Consider the following 17542-nt stretch of genomic DNA (forward strand, 5'->3'; position numbering starts at 1 on the left):
CGTTGCGGTGCGCGGGGAGTACCAGATTGGTGCTGTACCGTCTTTGCGAACAGCTCCGCTCCCACACAAGCACCGCTCCCATACTTCAGCGGCGGCGCATCAGCCCGATAAAAAACAACCCGCCAATGGCTGCCGTGGCCACCCCGATAGGCAGGTCTTCCGGAGCGATCAAGGTGCGCGCGGCGACATCGACCCAGACCAGGAACAGGCTCCCCGACAGCGCCGACACCGGCAGCAGGCGCCGATGTTCCGCGCCCACCAGGTAGCGGGCGATATGCGGCACCATCAGGCCGACGAAGCCGATGGAACCGCTGATGGAGACCAGTACGCCGGTCATCAGCGAGGCGATCAGGAACACCTTCAGGCGCACATTGCGTGCATTCAGGCCGAGGGTTACGGCGGTCTGCTCGCCGGCCATCAAGGCGTTCAACGGCCGGGCCATGCTCACCAGCAACACCAGCCCCAGCAGCACGCTCGCCGCCGGTATCGGCAGCAGCTCCCAACGCGCCAGGCCGAGGCCACCGAGCATCCAGAACAGCACCGCGGAGCTAGCCCGGTGGTCGCCGAGAAACAGCAGCAGGTTGGCCAGCGCCATCATCACGAAGGACACCGCGACCCCGCACAGCAGCAACCGGTCACTGTCCAGCCGACCGTTGCGACTGGCGATGGCGAGCACCGCCAGCATGCTGCCCAGGGCGCCGATAAAGGCGGCGATGGGCAAGGTCAGCAGGCCGACGACTTCGCCCACATGCAGCACCACGATCACCGCGCCGAGGGTCGCCCCGGAAGTCACGCCGAGCAGGTGCGGATCGGCCAGGGGATTGCGCGTGACCGCCTGCAACACCGCGCCGATCAACGCCAGACCGGCGCCCACCAGCGCGCCGAGGAGCATCCGCGGCACCCGGATCAGCCAGACGATATGCTCCTGCCCGGCGCTCCAGTTCACCTCGCCCAGCCCCAGGGTCTTGTAGGAGAGAATCCGCCAGACCACCTCCACCGGCACCCGTGCCGGGCCGAAACCCAGGGAGAGGACGCAGGACAGCAGCAACAGGGCGCCGAGAGCGGCCAGCAACGAGCCATAGCGGCGATTCATCATTGTGGGTGGAAGGCCTTGGCCAGGGTTTCGATGGCCTTGACGTTATCGATGCCCGGCGTCGCCTCGACATACGGAATCACCACGAAGCGCTTGTTGCGGATAGCGTCCACCGACTGCAATGCCGGGTTGCTTTCGAGGAAGCGCTGTTTCTGTTCGGCGCTGACTTCGCTGTAGTCGACGATGACGATCACCTGGGGATTCTTCGCCACCACGCTTTCCCAGTTCACCCGCGTCCAGCTGGCATCGATGTCGTCGAGGACGTTGCGCCCGCCGGCGGCTTCGATCAGCGCCTGGGGCATGGCCAGGCGGCCGGAGGTCATGGCGCGGTCTTCGCCGCTGTCATAGAGGAATACCCGTGGACGCTCGGCCGGCAGGCTTTTGCGCACGGCGGCGACGCGCGCCTGCATCGCCTCGATCAGGGCATTGGCGCGGTCCTGCACATCGAAGATCCGGCCCAGGTTGCGCAGGTCGTTGTAGGTGTCGTCGAGGCTGGCGCCCGGGCGTTTCATCACGAAGGCGCAGGACTCGGTCAGCTCGTAGACATTGATACCCAGGGGCGTCAGCGTCGCCGGGGTGAGGGCTCCGCCGACCGTCATGCCGTAGTCCCAGCCGGCGAAGAAGAAATCGACGTTGGCATTGAGCAGGGTTTCCACCGACGGGTACTTGGCCGCCAGTTCCGGCAGGCCGTCGAGGGTCTTGGCCATCTGCGCGGTCACCGATTTCCAGCCGCTGATCCCGCTGTAGCCGGCCATGCGTGGCTTGAGGCCGAGGGCGAGCATCATCTGGGTCATGTTGATGTCATGGCTGAGCGCGTGCCTGGGCGCCTCCTTGAAGGTTACCTCGCGGTTGCAGCTGCGGACCGTCAACGGGTAATGCGTCGACTCGGCCAGGGCGGTCATGGATGTGAACAGTGAACCGAGGCAAAGCGCCAGGTGCCGTAGCTTCATGGTTGGGTTATCCAGGTGATTCGCGGGTAGCCGGAGAGTGGGTGGCTATCGATCAGCGCCTCGACGCCGAACACTTCACGCAGCAACTCGGCGCTGAGGACTTCGGCGGGTGTGCCGCTGGCGACGATGCGCCCGTGCTGGAGCACATACAGGCGGTCGCAGAATGCGGCGGCCAGGTTGAGGTCGTGGATACTGGCCAGGATGCCGATCTTCAACTGCCTGAGCAGACGCAACAGCTCCAGCTGGAAGCGTGGGTCGAGGTGGTTGGTCGGCTCGTCGAGGATCAGCAACTGCGGTTGCTGGGTCAGGGCACGGGCGAGGATCACGCGTTGTTTTTCACCGCCGGAGAGGGTGGCGAAGGCGTGGTCTTCGAAGCCCAGCATGCCCACCGATTCGAGGGACTGGCGGACCAGTCGGCGGTCGGACTCGGTGTCGCCTTCGAAGAGTTGTTTGTGCGGGGTGCGGCCCATGGCGACCACTTCTTCAACGGTCAGGCCAAAGGCATCGGGGAATTCCTGGAGCACCACGGCGATGCGCTGGGCGCACCAGCGTGGCGATTGTTTCCAGACGTTCTGCTGTTCGAGCAGGACCTCGCCGTGTTCCGGCTGGCTGAACCGATAGGCGCAACGCAGCAGGCTGGTCTTGCCGCTACCATTGGGACCGATCAGGCCGACGAACTCTCCGGCGGCCACCCGCAGGTTGGCGTCACGCAGCTGGAACTGGTGTTGGCAGCGGTCATGGCCGGGAGGCGTCCAGGCGAGATCGGTGAGGGTCAGCGAGGTCATTCGTTACTCAGGGTCAGGGGAGTGTACGCAGAGCTTTATGTAGGAGCTGGCTTGCCGGCGATGGCGGCAGGAAGACCGATGCAAGGCTCAAGGGCTTCATCGCCGGCAAGCCGGCTCCTACAAATTTCGCGATGCACATTGTTATACTGTAACAATATGCGTTTGCAATAGTTTCGCATTAAAAGCCTACAGATTCCCCTGTGGCGTGCCTCTCAACCTTTTCAGGTTGAAGATGAAGCTGACTCAGGTTCGCCCTTGAGGCGTGACAGTAGCGTCCAGTCCAGCAGCCAGACGACGATCAGCGAGACCCCGACCAGGGGGAACAAAATCGCCAGGGCGAACATGATCACCAGGGCGGTTTTCCAGCGCGGTAGATCGTGGCGCAGCGGCGGTACGCCGAGACCGCCTTGCGGACGGCGTTTCCACCACATCACCACGCCGCTGACGGCACTGAGCAGGATCATCAGGCACACCAGCAACATGACCAACTGGTTGAGCGTCCCGAACAGCTTGCCCTCATGCAGCATCACGCCCATCTCCGTGGCCCGGGCGACATTGCCGTAGTGCTGCCAGCGCACATCGGCCAGGACCGTGCCGCTGTACTGGTCGACATGCAGGGTGGCGTCGTTGCGCGGATCGTCGGCGAACACGGCGATGGTGAACACGCCTTCGGCGCTGGTCGGCAGGGTGATGCTGTAGCCGGGTTCGACCTGGCGCGCGCTGGCGATGTCTACCAGTTGTTGCAGGCCGATGCCCGGTGCCGCCGGGCCGGTCGAAGCGGCGCCGTGGTTCATGTGCTCGGCGTGGTCGCCGGACATCGGCATCGGTGTATTTTCCAGGGCCCAGGGCACGGTCTGGCGGGTCGCCTCGTTGAGGCTGCGGGCCGCGAGGTCGGACTTGGGCATGTTGTTCCACATGGCGTCGGGAAACTTGTTCCAGACCTCGGCGTACTGCTTGCCCCAGACCCCGGTCCAAGTCATGCCGCTGAGCAGCATGAACAGCAGCAATCCGGCGCCCCAGAAACCGCTGACGGCGTGCAGGTCGCGCCAGACGATGCGGCCGCGCTTGCCCAGGCGAGGCCAGAGCACGCCGGCGCTGGAGCGGCCTCGCGGCCACCAGAGATAGAGGCCGGAAACCACCAGCATCACCCCCCAACCGGCGGCCAGTTCCACCAGGCGGTCGCCGAGCGTGCCGATCATCAACTCGCCGTGCAGGGCACGGGCGACGGCTTGCAGGTTGAGCTTGGCATCCTGCTCGCCGAGGATGTTGCCGCGATAGGGGTCGAGGAACACATTGAGCTCGCGCCCGTCGCGCAGCAGCACGAACTGCGCGCTGCGTTCGGCGTTGAGTGGTGGCAGGTACTGCTTGATCCGCACCTGCGGATAAGCCATCTCGATGCGGCGCAATTGGTCGTCGGCATTGAGGCTGTGCGGACCGGCCTGGACCGTCATCAGGTGGCTGTACAGCAGCGGGTCGAGTTGCGGCTTGAACAGGTAGATGATCCCGGTCAGGGCCAGCAGGACCATGAACGGCGCGACGAACAGCCCGGCATAGAAATGCCAGCGCCAGGCCAGGTTGTAGAAGGAGATTCTAGGTTGGCTCATCAGGAGCGCTCCGCAAGGTATTGGTCATTGGATATACGGTGGCAGTGCGGCGAGCGGGCTTGTCGTAATGCTGTTCAGTTAAAAACGATCTTAAGTCCGGCCGAGATTTGTGGTGAGCGGGCAAGCCCGCTCGCCACAAGTCCGCGTTCGACTTCAAATCGCCTTGACTGAACGGCGTCCCGACAAGCCCGTTCGCCACCATTACGCTTAGAAACTCATGTCGACCTTGGTCCAGAACGTGCGCCCCGGTTCGTTGATGGCCCGTGGGTCATTGGCCGGGTAGCCGAACCCGGCGTTGCCCGCCAGGTTCAGGTGTTCGGCGTAGGCCTTGTCGAACAGGTTGTCGACGCCGCTGCTGAGCTTCACGTGGCTATTGATCCGATAGGCCGCGTTGAGGGAGAACACGCCGAAGCCGGCACTCTTGGAAAAGTCCTTGCCGACCACGTTGCCTTCGTTCTGGTCGATGCGGTTCTGTCGCGCGACCACCCGCCAGAGGCCCCCGGCACTCCAGTTGTCGCGGCTGTAGGTCAGGCCCAGGCGGCTGTCCAGCGGCGGCATCTGCGGTAGCGCCTTGCCGTCACTGGTGTTCTTGCCCCAGGCATAGGCCAGGCTGGCATCGGCTTTCCAGTTGGCGGTCAGCCGGTAGGCCGCGCCGAGCTCGCCGCCCATGATCCGTGCGTCGACATTGCGCGCCTGGGAGGTCGTGCCCATCATCCCGGGCTGGTAGTTGAACAGGATGAAGTCGCGCACCTGGCCGACATAACCCGAGGCCCAGGCTTCCAGATCCTCGGTCTTGTATTGCAGGCCGACATCCAGCTGGGTGGTCTTCTCCGGCTTGATGGCAGCGAAGGCATTGAGCGAGCCACTCGGGCCCTGGTCGGGGGAGAACAGTTCCCAGTAGTCCGGGAAACGTTCGCTGTGACCCAGGCCGGCGTACAGCGTGGTCGGGGTGTCGGCCAGGTCATGTTCGTAGCGCATGAAGCCGCTGGGCAGGCTGTCGGCACGGGTCTGGCCGGCGGTCGGGTTGGGCTGGGCGCTCATTCCGGAACCGATGCGCTGGCGAAAGTCCTTGGCCGAGGCCCGGTCCAACCGGGCGCCGCTGATCAGGCGGTCGCGTTCGGCGGCGTACCAGGTCAGTTCGCCGAAGACACCGTAGTTGTGGAACTCGGCGTCCTGGTTGCGCGGCAGGCTCTCAAAAGTGTCGATGCCCATGCTGCTGCGCTGGCGGTGCTCGTCGGTCTGCCCGTCGAGGCCGCCGATCAGTTGCCAGTCGGCCCAGCGCCAGGTGGCCTTGAGCCGCGCGCCGAGGGTGCGGCGGTCGACGTTGGCGGCCATGGGCCCGGCCATCATCCCGGTGCCGGAGGGCTGGCGCAGGCTGTAGTTGTCCATCACATGGTCGGCGTAGTTGTAGTAGACCTGGGCCTCGAGCTTGTCGAGCACTTCGCCGAGGTTCGACCGTTCGAAACGCAGGCCGAGGCTTTCGCGCTGGAACTGCGAGCCGTCCATGCCGCGCCCGGCGTAGCGGGCTTCGCCGTCGCCCTTGCCGGCGGTGAGCTCCAGCAGGGTGTCGGCATCCGGCGTCCAACCCAGGGCGACGTCGCCGTTCCACTTGTCGTAGCGCGAAGGCACGCGGTCGCCGTTGCCGTCCTTGTAGTCGCCGGCACGGGCCTGGTTGCCGATTACCCGGACATAGCCCCGCGAGCCGCCGGCGGCGGCATCGACCACCTTGTCGAAACGGCCGTTGGAGCCGGCCAGCACACTGGCATTGACCCGCGTGCCGAGTTCGCCGAAGTGTTCCGGCTCACGCTCGAAGAGGATGGTCCCGGCCGAGGCGCCCGGGCCCCAGAGCACGGTTTGCGGCCCCTTGATCACTGTCAGCTTGTCGTAGGTTTCCGGGGAAATGTAGGACGTCGGTGCGTCCATCCGGCCCGGGCAGGCGCCGAGCATCTGGCCGCCATTGGTGAGGATGTTCAGCCGCGAGCCGAACATGCCGCGCAGTACCGGGTCGCCGTTGGTGCCGCCGTTGCGCACCAGGGCAAAGCCGGGGATGGTCTTGAGGTAGTCGCCGCCGTCACTGGCGGGGACCGGCTGGCGCGGGTCCTTGGGATCGGTGATCACCGTCAGCGGCGAGCTCGGGGCGAGGGCGGTAATCACCGTCGGGGCGATTTCCCGGGCGCTGTCGTCCGCCGGCTCGGCGGCGAAGACCGTGGGGGCGAGCAAGGCGCCGCACAGCAGCGCGGAGCTCTGGCGCAGGCGGGCGCGGGCCTCGTTCAGGGCGGACAGGGGAGACGCCTGGGCAGCGCGCAGGCGAGTGTTTGCAGTGGACATAAGCGTTCCATCATTCAAGCGAATACAACACGGCCGCGCCCTGGAACTGTGGGTTACAGTCCAGGCGGGCCGGGTGGGAAGGTGGTGTGTCGTGGCTTAATGGAACGCGGGCGGGGCACGGGTGCGGGCACCCGGGAAGATGCTTTGCCGGGCGTGGCCCAGGCGGGGCTGGGGGACGATCGTGGTGGTCGGCCTGGGGCCGTCAAGGGCGGCGAAGCCCGGGGTTTGCGGTAGGGCCGGGCAACTGAACAGCAGGGTGCAATAGCCGCATTTTTCCCACAACGCGTGGTGCTCGGCGCTGGGGGCGTGATGCTCGTCGGCACTTGGCGCCATGGCCATGTCTGCCTGCCCGGGCATCTGCATCGACATGTCCATGTCCATCGACATGGGCATGCGGTGATCCATCGGCATCGCCTGGGAAATCAGCGGTCCGATAAAGATCATCAACATGGCGAACAGGCTCAGCCAGCTGCCGCGTATTTGCGCGCGGGAGCGGGGTGACCTGAAGCGTGCGGTGCGCATGGCGCTCAAGGGCGTTGTCGGTTATTGAGCGTGCGCGTGGTCCATATGGCTCATCTCATCCGTCCCGGCCGGCGGCTGTTTCTGCACCGACACTTCGACGGTCACCGCGCCGGCCTTTGCAAAGTGCAGGGTCAGCGGGAAGTGCTTGCCATCCTGCAACAGGCTGCGGTCCTTGAGGTCCAGCAACATCACATGATAGGCCATGGGCGCGAATCTCACTTCGCCGCCGGCGGGCACGTCGACGCTGGCGACCTGCTGCATTTTCATCAGGTCGAGCTGCATCACATGTTCATGCAATTCGGCCCTGCCGGCGATGGGACTGTCGACGCCGGTCAGGCGGTCGGCGCTGCTGCCCGGGTTGTGGATGACGAAATAGGCCGCCACCGTCGGTGCGTTGGGTGGCAGTTCCTGGGACCAGGGATGGCTGATTTTCAGATCGCCGACCTTGAACTCATGGGCATGGGCAAAGCAGGCGGGCAGCAGCAGGGTGGCCAGCAACAGGGCATTCTTGAACATGGTGGTTCTCCATAACGATTCATGACGCACACGGACTTTGGGTGTGAATCAGGCTAGTGGAGAAGCCCTGGGATTGAGCGAGGGCCATTGCTGGCGCGGGGTGGGGATATCGATCTGGGGGGCGGGACGCACCGGGCGGGTTTCGTCCCGCGCCACCGGCAACTGTGGAGCATGGCCGGGCAACGCCAGCAGCGAGGCAAAGCCCGCGCAGCACCAGCAGTGCTGCATGCTGGAATGGTCGTCGTTGCGCGGGGCTTGCTGTTCCAGCTTGCCGAGGTCGATGGCCACCAGCCGGGTGCCACTGGCCGAGCAGAAACTGCCCCACAGCAGTTGCTCCGGGATCGGGCCTTGCGAGGTTTGCGCCATGGCTCCGGACATTGGCATGGCGAGCAGATTGAACAGCACTGCAAAGCAGGCGATCCAGGCAATTGCTAGCCGTTGTCGGGGCATGGAAGGATTTCCGTGAGGGTTTTCAAACAGATGGGTTATTTAGCCTGAACGTCCTTCATAAGTAAAAGCGCAAGCTGCGGTGAAAGGTCGCAAGCTTGTGTAAGGTTTGTCGGTGATCCGTGTGCACAAGCGTAGCAGGCTGCCGTCACATCGCCGGAACGGCATGGACCTCGATCTTCACGCCCAGGGTGGCGGCTTCATCCAGCAACGCCTGGGCGAACGCCGGGTCGCGCTGCGCCCGCTCGGCGATGATCTGTTTGAAACTGCGAGTAAGGGCCATGAAGTTTGTCGACATTGATCATTGCGCGTTAAAGGTAACGTTTAGGTTACTGTTGTGGCAGGTACTTTGCCAACGCCGCGAGTGTTTCACCAAGGGTCTGGAACTCCCGCTCCACCGCTGGCAATGCCGGCCGCTGCAGAATCAGCACCGGTATCCCGAGTTCCCGAGCCACCTGTAGCTTGGGTTCGGTCGCGCTGCTGCCGCTGTTCTTGCTGATCAGCACGTCGATGGCGCGGCGCTCGAACAAGGCGCGCTCGTCTTCCAGCAGGAAAGGCCCGCGGGCGCCGATCACTTCGCAGCGGGCATTGCCCGGATAAGTATCCAGGGCACGCAGGGTCCAGAATTGCCCGGCGGGAATTTCTTCCAGATGTTGCAGGGGCTCGCGGCCAAGGGTGAACAGCGGGCGCTGGAAGGGCTTGAGGGCTTCGACCAGATCGACCCAGTCGGCGACTTCGCGCCAGTCGTCGCCGGGCTCCGCGACCCAGGCCGGGCGTCGCAGCGCCCAGCAGGGGATACCGCTCAGGCGCGCGGCCGTGGCGGCGTTACCGCTGATTTGCGCGGCATAGGGATGGGTCGCATCGAGCAGCAGGTCGATGCCTGCATCCTGGATAAATTGCGCGAGGCCCTCGGCGCCGCCATAACCGCCGACCCGGACCTGGCACTGCAAGTCCGTGGGGACCCGCCCGACCCCCGCGAGGCTGTAGATATGCTCGGGGCCCAAGGTCCGGGCAATCGCCAGCGCCTCGGTAACGCCGCCGAGCAGCAACAGGCGTTTCATGACAGCACTCCGGCATGACCGACGACGCCGCCCTGGCGGTCGATGGCGAAGACTTCCACTTGCACCTGCCTGGGGACCACGCTACGGGCGAAGTCGCGGGCGCGCCGGCAGACCGCGTCACCGAGGGCGATGCCGGCCGCACTGGCCATGGCCAGCGCCTGCTGGCTGGTATTGGCCTGGACAATCGCGTCCTGCAAGGCCTGGTCGGCGCCGACCTCGGCCGCCCATTCGGCCAGTTGCGGCAGGTCGATGCTCGAATGCCGGCTGTGCAGGTCCATGTGTCCGGCGGCCAGCTTGCTGATCTTGCCGAAACCGCCGCACAGGCTCAGTTTGTCCACCGGAACCTTGCGCAGGTGCTTGAGCACCGCGCCGACGAAGTCGCCCATTTCGATCAGGGCGATTTCCGGCAGGTTGTAGACGCGGCGCATGGTGTCCTCGCTGGCGTTGCCGGTGCAGGCGGCGATATGCAGGTAGCCGTTGGTCCTGGCGACGTCGATGCCCTGGTGGATCGAGGCGATATAGGCCGCGCAGGAAAACGGCCGGACGATGCCGCTGGTGCCGAGGATCGACAGCCCGCCGAGAATTCCCAGCCGTGGATTCATGGTTTTCAGCGCCAGGGCCTCGCCGTCGCGGATATTGACGGTGACCGCGAAACCGCCGGTGTAGTCCAGTTCGGCGGCCAGTTGCAGCAGGTGTTCAGTGATCATCCGGCGCGGCACCGGGTTGATCGCCGGTTCGCCGACGGCCAGGACCAGGCCGGGGCGGGTGACGGTGCCGACGCCTTTGCCCGCATGAAAGCGCACGCCGGGTTCGGCAGTCAGCCGCACTTGCGAGTAGAGCAGGGCGCCGTGGGTGACATCCGGGTCGTCGCCGGCATCCTTGAGCGTGCCGGCCTCGGCACTCTCGTCATGGCGGCGACAGAACTCCAGGCGCAGGTCCACGCGCTTGCCCTTGGGCAGGGTGATCTGCACCGCGTCGCAGCTGACGCCGCTGAGCAGCAGGCGCGCCGCCGCCAGGGCGGTGGCGGTGGCGCAGCTGCCGGTGGTCAGGCCGCTGCGCAGGGGCGCGGGTTGTTCGGCGGTTTCTTCACGCATGATCAAGCACCTGTGGGGGCCGACTGGCCGGTGCCAAGGCCCTTGACCCCAGCGGAGGCAATGCTGACGCCATCGCCGGCAAGCCGGCTCCTGCGGCGGAGCGGTGTTGTCTTGGGCGATTCACGGCTTGATCACGTCGAGCAAGGTGATCGGCAAGGCCTGGCGCCAGGTGTCGAAATCCCCCAGCGGTTGGGCCTGGGCGATATGGATGCGGGTCAGTTCGCCGCCATGGGCCTGGCGCCAGTTCGTCAACAGCAGTTCGCTTTGCAGGGTCACCGCATTCGCCACCAGCCGGCCTCCCGGCTTGAGCCGGGCCCAGCAACTGTCCAGCACCCCGGGACGGGTGACGCCGCCGCCGATAAAGATCGCGTCCGGCGGCTCCAATCCTTCCAGGGCCTCGGGTGCGCTGCCACGAATCAATTGCAGGCCTGGCACGCCGAGGCTGTCGCGGTTGCGCTCGATCAACTGCTGGCGACTGGCATCGGCCTCGATGGCAATGGCCCGGCAACCGGGGTGCGCGCGCATCCATTCGATACCGATGGAGCCGCTGCCCGCGCCGACGTCCCACAACAGCTCGCCCGGCAGCGGGGCGAGACGGGCGAGGGTGATGGCGCGGACATCGCGTTTGGTCAGTTGCCCGTCATGCTCGAAGGCGCTGTCCGGCAGCCCGCCGATACGCGACAGGCGCGGCGTGCCTGGGGCGGCCAGGCATTCGATGGCGACCAGGTTCAGGTCGGCAATCAGCGGGTCGCGCCAGTCGTCGGCCAGCCCGTCGATACGCCGTTCCGCCGGGCCGCCGAGGTGCTCCAGCACGCTGATCCGGCTCGGGCCGAAACCCCGTTCGCGCAGCAGCGCGGCAATCGCCGCCGGACTCAGGCCGTCATTGCTCAGCACCAGCAGGCGCACGCCGCTGTGCAGGTGCGCATTGAGGGCCGCCAGCGGCCGGGCGACCACCGAGAGCGTCACCACGTCCTGCAAGGCCCAGCCCATACGGGCAGCGGCCAGCGAACAGGAGGAGGGCGCCGGCAATACCTGGATCTCCTCGGCGGCGACCCGGCGCGCCAGGCTGGCGCCGACGCCGAACAGCATCGGATCGCCGCTGGCCAGCACGCAGGTCGGCTCGCCGCGCAGGGCCAGTACCGGCTCCAGGGAAAACGGACTCGGCCAGGCCATGCGCTCGGCACGGATGGCGTCCGGCAGCAGGTCGAGCTGCCGCTGGCCGCCGAATACCCGCGAAGCCGTCGACAGGACTTCCCGGGCCTGCTGACCCAGGCCACTGAAGCCGTCTTCACCGATTCCCACGATTGTCAGCCAAGGCGCCATCTAAAATCCTCAAAACACAGCGGTTCCGACGGGCAGGCTTTTCATGCCATCGGACAAAGCAGGCATAATACCGTGCCTGCAAGGGCGAAATGCTCTTCGATAACAGCCTATACCTTTCCTTTACTGCCGGTCGCCCCTTGAACCAACGTCCGCCCGCCACTGCTATTCGTCCCTCGGCCTGCCCGGGATTGCTGCGTATCGTCCCGGCGCTGGATGGTGGTATCTGCCGGATCAAGCTGGCCGGCGGGGCGATCGGCAGCGCCCAGGCCCAGGCCGTGGCCCGGGCGGCTGAACGCTATGCCGGTGGGGTGATCGAGGCGACCAACCGGGCCAACCTGCAGATTCGCGGTATCGGTGACCAACAGGCGGCGCTGATCGACGCACTGTTGGACGCAGGTCTCGGGCCGACCACGCCGGCGGGCGACGATGTGCGCAACCTGATGCTCAGCCCGAGCGCGGGTATCGACCGTCAGTTGTTGATCGACACCCGGCCCCTGGCTGAACAGATCCTGGCGACCTTGCAGACTCATCCGCGCTTGCATGAACTGTCGGCCAAGTTCGCGCTGCAACTGGACGGCGGCGAAGCCCTGGCGATGTTGGAGCATCCCCACGACCTGTGGTTGTCGGCGCTGCGGCTGGACGATCAGCCATACCTGGCGTTCGGCCTGGCCGGCTGTCCGGCCCACGACCTGCCGCTGGCCGCCGTGCCGCTGGCGGCGGGGCACGCGCTGGTGGTGGCGGTACTGGAACTGTTTCTCGAGCTGGCCCGCCCCGAGCAGACGCGCATGCGCCATCTGCTGGCTGAAGTCGCGCCCGCTGAATTCCTCGCTCAATTGACCCGACGCCTCGGTTTTGAGCCGGTTGCGGTCCCGGCCTGGCATCGATCCGCTGCTCCCGGGCTGCTGCATATCGGTACTTATCCACAGCGCCAGCCAGGGCGTGTTTGCATTGGCGCGGTGGCGCCGCTGGGCCGGCTCGACGCGGCGATGCTCGACGGCGTGGCCCGGCTGGCCAGTGAATTCGGCGATGCCAGCCTGCGCCTGACGCCCTGGCAGAGCCTGTTGCTACCCAATATCCGGGTCGAAGATGCGGCTGCCGTTACCACGCAGCTGCAACACCTCGGTTTGTTATGCGACGCCGCTGACGCCCTGGCGCAACTGATCGCCTGCACCGGTTCGGCCGGTTGCGGCAAGGGCCTGGCTGAGACCAAGGCCGATGCCCGGACCCTGGCGCTGCAGCTGCAAGACCAGCCCCAGGGTGTGCACCTGTCCGGCTGCGCGCGTTCCTGCGCGGCGGCCCATGTGGCACCGGCCACCTTGCTGGCGGTTGCCCCCGGCCATTACGACCTCTATTTCCGCGATGCCGCGCACCCGGGTTTCGGCCGGCTGCACGCCCGCCACCTTACTATTGATGCGGCGGGCGCCCTGCTGGCAGCCCGCTCACGGAGCAACACCGATGATTGATTACATCCGCGACGGTCAGGAGATCTATCGCAACTCCTTCGCGATCATTCGCGCGGAAGCCAACCTGGCACGGATTCCCGCGGACCTGGAAAAGCTCGCCGTACGGGTGATCCACGCCTGCGGCATGGTCGACGCCATCGACGGCCTGCAATTTTCCCCGGGGGCCGGCAAGGCCGGGCGCGCGGCCCTGGCGGCCGGCGCGGCGATTCTCTGCGATGCGCGGATGGTCAGCGAAGGCGTGACCCGTGCGCGCCTGCCGGCCAACAACCCGGTGATTTGCACCCTGCGCGACGAGCGCGTGCCGGAGTTGGCGCAAGCGCTGGGCAATACCCGTTCGGCGGCGGCGCTGGAACTGTGGCGGCCGCATCTGGAAGGCAGCGTGGTGGTGATCGGCAACGCGCCGACGGCGCTGTTCTACCTGTTGGAAATGCTCGATGCCGGCGCGCCGAAACCGGCGTTGATCCTCGGTTTTCCGGTGGGCTTTGTCGGCGCCGCCGAATCCAAGGCGATGCTCGCGGCCGACAGCCGTGGCGTGCCGTTCGTGATCATGCAAGGCCGGCTCGGTGGCAGCGCCATGGCCGCCGCGGCAGTGAATGCCCTCGCTACGGAGATTGAATGATGCAGCAGCCTGGACGTCTGATCGGCCTCGGCGTGGGCCCCGGTGACCCGGAACTGATTACGGTGAAGGCCTTGCGCCTGTTGCGCGAGTCGCCGGTGGTGGCGTACTTCGTCGCCAAGGGCAAGAAAGGCAACGCATTCGGCATTATCGAGGCGCACTTGCAGGACGCCCAGGGCCTGTTGCCGCTGGTTTATCCGGTGACCACCGAGGCGCTGCCGGCGCCCTTGTCCTATGAACAGGTGATCAGCGACTTCTATGACGAGGCCAGCCTGGAAGTGGCCGCGCACCTGGATGCCGGTCGCGACGTGGCGGTGATCTGCGAAGGCGACCCGTTCTTCTACGGCTCCTACATGTACCTGCACGACCGCCTGGCCGAGCGTTATGAGACCGAGGTGATTCCCGGGGTGTGCTCGATGCTTGGCGGCGCCTCGGTGCTCGGTGTGCCGCTGGTGTACCGCAACCAGAGCCTGTCGGTGTTGTCCGGCGTGCTGCCGCATGACGAACTCAAGCGCCGCCTGGCCGATGCCGACGCAGCGGTGATCATGAAACTGGGGCGCAACTTCCCCAAGGTTCGCCAGGTGCTGGAAGAGTTGGGTCTGGCCGAGCGCGCCCTGTATGTGGAGCGCGCGACCATGGCCAACCAGAAGATCGTCCCGCTCGATCAGGTCGAGCCGATGTCCTCGCCGTACTTCTCGCTGATCATCGTGCCTGGCGAACGGTGGCAGGGATGAGCCGCGCGCAACCGGCCATTGTCATCCTCGGCAATGGCAGCCTGGCAACGGCCCGCCGGCTGCAACGGATTTATCCGGATGCGCTGGTCTACGGGTTGGCGGAACGGGTCGACGGCGCGGATCGGCTGTATCACGAGTTTGGCGCGACGCTGCGCCAGCTTTATCAGCAGGACACGCCGATCATTGCCCTGTGCGCCGCCGGTATCGTAATTCGCACGCTGGCCCCGGTGCTGCTGGAGAAAGGTGCCGAGCCGCCGGTACTGGCGGTGGCCGAGGACGGCAGCGCCGTGGTGCCGCTGTTGGGCGGGTTGGGTGGGGTGAATGTCATGGCCCGGGAAATGGCCGCCGGCCTCGGTGTCGCGGCGGCCATCACCACCAGCGGCGAGCTGCGTTTCGGCACTTGCCTGCTGAACCCGCCGAGCGGTTACGCCTTGGGCGACCTGGAGCTGGGCAAGCGTTTTGTCTCCGACCTGCTGGCCGGCGAAAGCGTGCGTATCGAAGGCGCGGCGCCCTGGCTGGCACAGGCGCACTTGCCGGAAGATCGCCAGGCGCGCCTGTCGATTCATATCGGCAGTGCCGAGCGTGCGCCGGTGGCCAATGAGTTGCTGATTTATCCACGCAGCGTGCTGGTGGCGGTCACGGCACATGTGCCGGAGCTGGCCAGTGCGGTGCGCGAAGCCTTGCACGCTGCGGGTATCGCCCGCCAGTCGCTGGCCTGCCTGTTGGCGGCGGACAGCGAGATGGCCAGTCCCGCGCTGCGCGAAGCAGCTGTCGAGTTGGGCGTGCCGTTGCGTTTCAGTGCCGCGAGCGGTTCTGTCGCGGACATGGCGCAACAGGCGATACCGCAGTTGCTGCCGCCGATCTCGGTCGGCGAAGGCCTGGCGATCGCGGTCGCCAGTCAACCGTTGGAACCGGAGCGCATCGGTCGTCCACGCGGTCGCCTGGCGGTGATCGGCCTCGGCCCCGGTGCCGCCGAATTGATGGTGCCGGCGGTGAAGGCCGAGTTGGCGAAAGCCAACGATGTGCTGGGTTATGAAACCTATGTGCGCATGGCCGGCCCGTTCCGCGCCGATCAGGTGCTGCATTGCACCGACAACCGCGAAGAGATGCAGCGTGCCCGGCACGCCTTTGAACTGGCGGCCGCGGGACGCTCGGTGGTGGTGGTGTCGTCCGGCGATCCGGGGGTATTCGCCATGGCGGCGGCGGTGCTCGAAGCCCTGCACGAATCGACTGACCCGAGCTGGCACAGCGTCGACCTGGAAATCCTGCCGGGAGTCTCCGCCTCGCTGGCGACGGCGGCCCAGGCCGGTGCGCCGTTGGGGCATGACTTCTGTGTGATGTCGCTGTCGGACAACCTCAAGCCCTGGAGCATCATCGAGAAACGCCTCGACCTGGCGGCCCAGGCCGACCTGGCCCTGGCCTTCTACAACCCGATCTCGCGTTCACGCCCCTGGCAGTTGGGCCGGGCCCTGGAGATTGTCGCCGCGCATCGCACGGTACAGACGCCGGTGGTGCTGGGACGGGATATCGGCCGGCCGGGACAGACCTTGCGGGTGACCAGCCTGGGTGAGCTGACGCCGGACCAGGTGGACATGCGCACGATGGTTATCATCGGCTCGTCCACCACCTGCACCTTCCCCCGCGCCGAGGGCGGCGAGTGGGTCTACACCCCGCGCTGGTACGGTGAAAAGCCCCGGTCTTGAGAGGCTGCGGCCTCAGAAAGAGCGGTATCTATAATTCTCTATAATCGTATGTAATTGGCTATGAAACGGCTTCTCTATAATCATCTATAATTAACTATAATTGACTATAAAGAAGCCTGCCATGTCCTCCCAGCAAGCGTTTTTCCATCGTGCAAGCCAGGCCCAGGCGTACACCAAAAATATCCTGAGCACGGCTATCGGCAGTGCTGCCAGCTCCGGTCTGTTTTTCGCGGCACCGCGTCGAACCGGCAAGTCCACCTTCATGCGTGAAGACTTGCGCCCGGCGCTTGAGGCGGCTGGGACCCTGGTGGTGTACGCCGACCTCTGGGAAAACATGTCGGCCGATCCGGGGAGCGTTATCCTGAGTGCCATTCGTAGCGAACTGGCAAAAAACGAAGGGGTTATCCAGCGCCTGGCCAAGGGCGCCGGAATGGACAAGCTCAAGGTTGGCGGGCTGTCGTTCGATCTTGATCGTATCGGCCTGGGCAAGGATATTTCCTTGAGCGCCGCATTGGCTGCACTCTCGGATGAGACGCGCAAGATGATTGTGCTGATCATCGATGAAGCCCAGCACGCGATCACCACCGAGGCGGGAGTGGCGACGATGTTTGCCCTCAAGGCCGCCCGCGACGAGCTCAACAGCAGTCGGCACTTTGGTTTGCGTGTGGTCTGTACCGGGTCCAACAGTGACAAGTTGGCGATGCTGCGCAACAGCAAGGACCAGGCATTCTTCGGCGCGCCGCTGATCAAGTTCCCGCCATTGGGCGCCGATTACATTGAGTGGTTCTGTGCCAATGTGGCTTTGCCCTTCTCTCTGGAGCCCAAGTCGGTACTCGAGTTGTTCAGGCAGGCCTCAAGCCGTCCCGAGGTGCTCGCGGCGGCGGCGGGAGTTTTACAGTACGAGTTCGACCTGACCGATGAGAATGGGCCTGCGCGCTTTGCCGAGGAAGTACTCATTCAAGCGCGGGACATGAACCAGGAGTTGATGCGTGTAGTGCACAGCCTCACCCCTATTCAATCCGCGGTGTTGCGAGTGATGGCCGCTGCGGGAGCGGCCTACGCCCCTTTCGAGAGCCAGACCATGCTGCTTTACGCTGTAGCGCTGCGGGCTGCCGGCATTGCTGCCGATGTGGCGAAAGCCGATATCCCGGGGGTGCAACAGGCGCTCGTGGCATTGCAGGACAAGAAGCTGGTATGGCGGGCGGCACGTGGGGTCTACGCGGTCGAGGAGCAAAGCGTCGTCGCCGCGCTGGAGGACGAGGGGTTGCTCCAGGGACTCAAGAGCGGTCGCAATGAGTCCTGA

Annotated in this window: 16 protein-coding genes and 1 pseudogene; 5 read left to right on the top strand and 12 right to left on the bottom strand. The window is 65.6% G+C overall.

Features of this window, described 5'->3' with window-relative positions:
- Positions 1-85 precede the first annotated feature (85 nt).
- From M5B96_RS28580 to cbiE, 12 genes and pseudogenes are all read right to left on the bottom strand, one after another.
- Positions 86-1096 carry a FecCD family ABC transporter permease gene (locus M5B96_RS28580; RefSeq protein WP_248800279.1) on the bottom strand — a complete coding sequence of 337 codons (1011 nt, stop codon included), beginning with the start codon at positions 1094-1096 and terminating at the stop codon, positions 86-88.
- Positions 1093-2043 carry an ABC transporter substrate-binding protein gene (locus tag M5B96_RS28585; protein ID WP_248800280.1) on the bottom strand — a complete coding sequence of 317 codons (951 nt, stop codon included), beginning with the start codon at positions 2041-2043 and terminating at the stop codon, positions 1093-1095. The genes M5B96_RS28580 and M5B96_RS28585 overlap by 4 nt, the downstream gene beginning before the upstream one ends.
- On the bottom strand, positions 2040-2828 hold the full coding sequence (locus M5B96_RS28590) for an ABC transporter ATP-binding protein (protein WP_248800281.1): 789 nt from the start codon (positions 2826-2828) through the stop codon (positions 2040-2042). Before M5B96_RS28590 ends, M5B96_RS28585 begins: the two co-directional genes overlap by 4 nt.
- Before the next feature lie 221 nt (positions 2829-3049).
- Positions 3050-4432: a PepSY-associated TM helix domain-containing protein gene (locus M5B96_RS28595; RefSeq protein WP_248800282.1), complete on the bottom strand. Its 1383-nt coding sequence runs from the start codon at positions 4430-4432 to the stop codon at positions 3050-3052.
- A 207-nt stretch (positions 4433-4639) separates the two neighbouring features.
- Positions 4640-6760 carry a TonB-dependent copper receptor gene (locus M5B96_RS28600; RefSeq protein ID WP_248800283.1) on the bottom strand — a complete coding sequence of 707 codons (2121 nt, stop codon included), beginning with the start codon at positions 6758-6760 and terminating at the stop codon, positions 4640-4642.
- 96 nt (positions 6761-6856) lie between these two features.
- Positions 6857-7282 carry a DUF2946 domain-containing protein gene (locus tag M5B96_RS28605; protein WP_248800284.1) on the bottom strand — a complete coding sequence of 142 codons (426 nt, stop codon included), beginning with the start codon at positions 7280-7282 and terminating at the stop codon, positions 6857-6859.
- 21 nt (positions 7283-7303) lie between these two features.
- Positions 7304-7798: a copper chaperone PCu(A)C gene (locus M5B96_RS28610; RefSeq protein ID WP_248800285.1), complete on the bottom strand. Its 495-nt coding sequence runs from the start codon at positions 7796-7798 to the stop codon at positions 7304-7306.
- 48 nt (positions 7799-7846) lie between these two features.
- Positions 7847-8248 (bottom strand): DUF2946 domain-containing protein, encoded by a 402-nt coding sequence (locus M5B96_RS28615; RefSeq protein ID WP_248800286.1) that lies wholly within the window; start codon positions 8246-8248, stop codon positions 7847-7849.
- A 184-nt stretch (positions 8249-8432) separates the two neighbouring features.
- A pseudogene (locus M5B96_RS28620) lies at positions 8433-8528 on the bottom strand (transcriptional regulator); the annotation flags it as partial.
- 46 nt (positions 8529-8574) lie between these two features.
- On the bottom strand, positions 8575-9306 hold the full coding sequence (locus tag M5B96_RS28625; RefSeq protein ID WP_248800287.1) for a cobalt-precorrin-6A reductase: 732 nt from the start codon (positions 9304-9306) through the stop codon (positions 8575-8577).
- On the bottom strand, positions 9303-10400 hold the full coding sequence (locus M5B96_RS28630; protein ID WP_248800288.1) for a cobalt-precorrin-5B (C(1))-methyltransferase: 1098 nt from the start codon (positions 10398-10400) through the stop codon (positions 9303-9305). Before M5B96_RS28630 ends, M5B96_RS28625 begins: the two co-directional genes overlap by 4 nt.
- 120 nt (positions 10401-10520) lie before the next feature.
- Positions 10521-11723, bottom strand: coding sequence for a precorrin-6y C5,15-methyltransferase (decarboxylating) subunit CbiE (gene cbiE, locus M5B96_RS28635; protein WP_248800289.1), 1203 nt, complete (start codon positions 11721-11723; stop codon positions 10521-10523).
- A gap of 137 nt (positions 11724-11860) precedes the next feature.
- On the opposite strand from cbiE, the gene cobG reads away from it, so the two are divergent.
- The 5 genes from cobG (at position 11861) to M5B96_RS28660 (ending at position 17542) form a co-directional block, all read left to right on the top strand.
- Positions 11861-13186 carry a precorrin-3B synthase gene (gene cobG, locus M5B96_RS28640; protein WP_248800290.1) on the top strand — a complete coding sequence of 442 codons (1326 nt, stop codon included), beginning with the start codon at positions 11861-11863 and terminating at the stop codon, positions 13184-13186.
- Positions 13179-13805: a precorrin-8X methylmutase gene (locus tag M5B96_RS28645; RefSeq protein WP_248800291.1), complete on the top strand. Its 627-nt coding sequence runs from the start codon at positions 13179-13181 to the stop codon at positions 13803-13805. Before cobG ends, M5B96_RS28645 begins: the two co-directional genes overlap by 8 nt.
- Positions 13805-14536 (top strand): precorrin-2 C(20)-methyltransferase, encoded by a 732-nt coding sequence (locus M5B96_RS28650; protein WP_248800342.1) that lies wholly within the window; start codon positions 13805-13807, stop codon positions 14534-14536. The genes M5B96_RS28645 and M5B96_RS28650 overlap by 1 nt, the downstream gene beginning before the upstream one ends.
- A complete protein-coding gene (cobJ, locus tag M5B96_RS28655; RefSeq protein ID WP_248800292.1) occupies positions 14533-16239 on the top strand; it encodes a precorrin-3B C(17)-methyltransferase in 1707 nt (568 codons plus the stop codon). Before M5B96_RS28650 ends, cobJ begins: the two co-directional genes overlap by 4 nt.
- A gap of 121 nt (positions 16240-16360) precedes the next feature.
- Entirely contained in the window at positions 16361-17542 is a 1182-nt protein-coding gene (locus M5B96_RS28660; RefSeq protein ID WP_248800293.1) for an ATP-binding protein, read from the top strand.

Source organism: Pseudomonas sp. MWU13-2105, from assembly GCF_023242315.1.
GTDB lineage: Bacteria > Pseudomonadota > Gammaproteobacteria > Pseudomonadales > Pseudomonadaceae > Aquipseudomonas.